The organism is Bradyrhizobium sp. Leo78, from assembly GCF_059512425.1.
Map to the genome: position 1 here is coordinate 1 of NZ_JCAMOT010000127.1, position 2,403 is coordinate 2,403.

The following is a 2,403-nucleotide window of genomic DNA, read 5'->3' on the forward strand; positions in this document are numbered from 1 at the left end:
CGTCCAATAATAGTGCCGTTGAAGCACTTCTTTCGCACCTGCGTTGCGAAGGGCAGCCAGTTGGAGCGCTTTCTGCTCGAACACGGCCCCGCCTACAACGATCGACGTCCAATAATAGTGCCGTTAAAGCACTTCCTCCAAACCGGCGCCGCGAACGGCGGCCGGTTCGAGCGCTTCCTGCTCGAACATGGCACCGCCTACAAAGGGCGTGCGTTGCCGAAGAAGTACGGTGCGGCGCGCGGTGCGCTCGGCTGGTGCTTCCGAAATGCGGCTGGCCTCGCGCTCGTCGACGACAACCTGACCTACGTCGAGGGTTACGCCGTAGACCACGAGAGCGGCGGCAGCCCTATCCATCACGCGTGGTGCGTCGATCGTCGTGGCCTCGTGATCGAGACGACATGGCAGAACGTCACCAAAGCCGAATACTTTGGGGTGCCGATCGAGGCCGAGCTGCTGGCCGTCGAGCTGTCGAGGGTCAACCATTGGGGCGTGCTGTTCGCGGACGGCCAGCTCAACGAGCCGCTCGTTAAACGACTGACCGGCTGACAGACTCGTCCGGCCAGCTCCTTCGCAACAGCCGGACCCGCTCAATGCGCCCGCATTGATCGCAGCGATATTGAATGATGTCCTTGTGGTCGCCGCCCGGGTGACTTCCCTCAAGCCGCATCGATTTTTGCATATGATGCAGGAGATCAGGGTCAGCAGTGGGCTGCGATCGTCGTTCATCCCCCGTCGAACACACAACGCCTAGCACCGTTCCAGCGCGATCTATCGCCAGAACGCAGCGAGGGCGATCACCAGGGCCGCCGCCAAACAGGCGAGCCCGACGATGTAAGGCATGTCGCGCTTCTCGCGTGGCGTCATCGATCGTTCCGGAGCTGTTGGATTGCAAATGGCGGGCTGGAACGCTGCCCCGACGCGACCGGCGTAGGGGAGCACGCCGGGGCTGCGCTTCCTCTCGGCGAACCGTCGGGCCGAGGAGTCGACACGGATCGACCGGGAGGTTACGTGGCCGATCCAAGCGCCCTTGGGCAGGGAAGTCTGTGCACTTTTGCACCGAACGGCGGGGGCGCAGCCGAAAAAAAGCCCCCGGTAGCGCATTGCGGGGGCTAAAGGGAGTCGTCACATTTAAGGCCGCTGAAGTAGAAACGCCGCGAAAGGCATCTTCATCAGTCCGCCATGGCAGTTGCGGTCCATGATTAACGCTTAGGCGAACAGTTCAGGCCCAGCCGGCGTGATCTTTACATACGTGCCGCTCTCGTGCATCCAGAGCCAGCCGCGCTCGATCGCCAGCTTGAACCCGCGCCGTACTCAGCCGGCTTTGCCTTGTCCTGGAAGAAAAACGGATAGTTGATCTTCTCGATATGGATGCGGCCGTCCTGCACGGGCTCGACGGCGCGCGCCAGCTCCATCAGACGATGCGCGGCTACTTCCGGCTTGTCGTAGTGGGGTCGATCTTCAACGTATTTCATGCGGCGAGTTTATCTTCCTTGTCGGGGCCGCGCATCACTATCTTCAGGACATCGTTGGGCAGCGGCCGTTGCAGCGCCTTGGCCTCATCCCATGGCGCGCGGAGCCAGACGTCGCGTTCCTCGTCCGTTGTCAGGATCACCGGCATGGCTTTGTCATGGATCGGTTCTACGACCGCGTTCGCCTCGGTGGTCAGGAAGCCATAGACGAGGTGAGGGCCAGGGATCGGCTTCGACTTGGTGCCCCGATCACCCTTGAACTCGGTCCAGATCCCGGCAAAGGCCGTGGGCGGCCGGTCATCACCGAGCGCGAACCAGACCACGTCCTTTTTCTTCGTGGCCGGGTTCGGCTCTGGTGCGTATTCGGCGAAGCTGTTGAAGGGCACCAGGCAACGGTTTTGCGGATTAAGCCAGGCGCGCCAGTATTTCGAAGGGGTATTGCGGATGTTCGTTACTGGTCCTCCGGGTTTTTGCGGTGGCGGCGGCATGCCCCAGCGCATCAGCACAAGCTCGCGGCCGTCGCCGGCGTTGCGCACCACGGGTGCCGGATAATCCGGAAAGACGCCGGGCATCGGCGGCAGGTTGCCGACGTAGCGGTTTACGACCCGGAACAGCGCGCGGATTGCTTCCTGGTTGCTGGTTATCGAATAGAGATTGCACATTACGAGTTTGCTCGGGTGGTTATGGTGATATGCGGCAAGACCATAAATCCCATATCCGAACGCGGGTGTTGTGGCAGCCCATGGGACATGTTCCCTTTTGGTTCACGGAAGATGGAGCGCGCAAAATGGTTCGCGACTGAAGTTCGTAAATAAATTGAAGGACCAGCGTGGAGAGTGTCGGAACAAGCCTTGCTCGATCGTCTTGAATCCAACCGCCTTGGAAAACCGGAGTTCTGCGTAAAATGGCTCCCCGCGCCAACTGGAAAGGCTTC

General features: G+C 60.9%; 3 protein-coding genes. 1 reads left to right on the top strand and 2 read right to left on the bottom strand.

Annotation, left to right across the window (positions count from 1 at the left end; all coding sequences use genetic code 11):
• Positions 1 to 18 precede the first annotated feature (18 nt).
• The gene (locus tag AC5ZG1_RS43775; protein WP_496136501.1) at positions 19 to 546 is read left to right on the top strand and encodes a hypothetical protein; all 528 of its coding nucleotides are present in this window, start codon (positions 19 to 21) and stop codon (positions 544 to 546) included.
• A gap of 695 nt (positions 547 to 1,241) precedes the next feature.
• On the opposite strand, the gene AC5ZG1_RS43780 is transcribed toward AC5ZG1_RS43775, so the two are convergent.
• Both AC5ZG1_RS43780 and AC5ZG1_RS43785 read right to left on the bottom strand, forming a co-directional pair.
• On the bottom strand, positions 1,242 to 1,472 hold the full coding sequence (locus AC5ZG1_RS43780) for a hypothetical protein (RefSeq protein ID WP_496136502.1): 231 nt from the start codon (positions 1,470 to 1,472) through the stop codon (positions 1,242 to 1,244).
• Complete coding sequence (locus AC5ZG1_RS43785) at positions 1,469 to 2,131, bottom strand: SOS response-associated peptidase (protein WP_456645493.1); 663 nt, start codon at positions 2,129 to 2,131, stop codon at positions 1,469 to 1,471. Before AC5ZG1_RS43785 ends, AC5ZG1_RS43780 begins: the two co-directional genes overlap by 4 nt.
• Positions 2,132 to 2,403 lie beyond the last annotated feature (272 nt).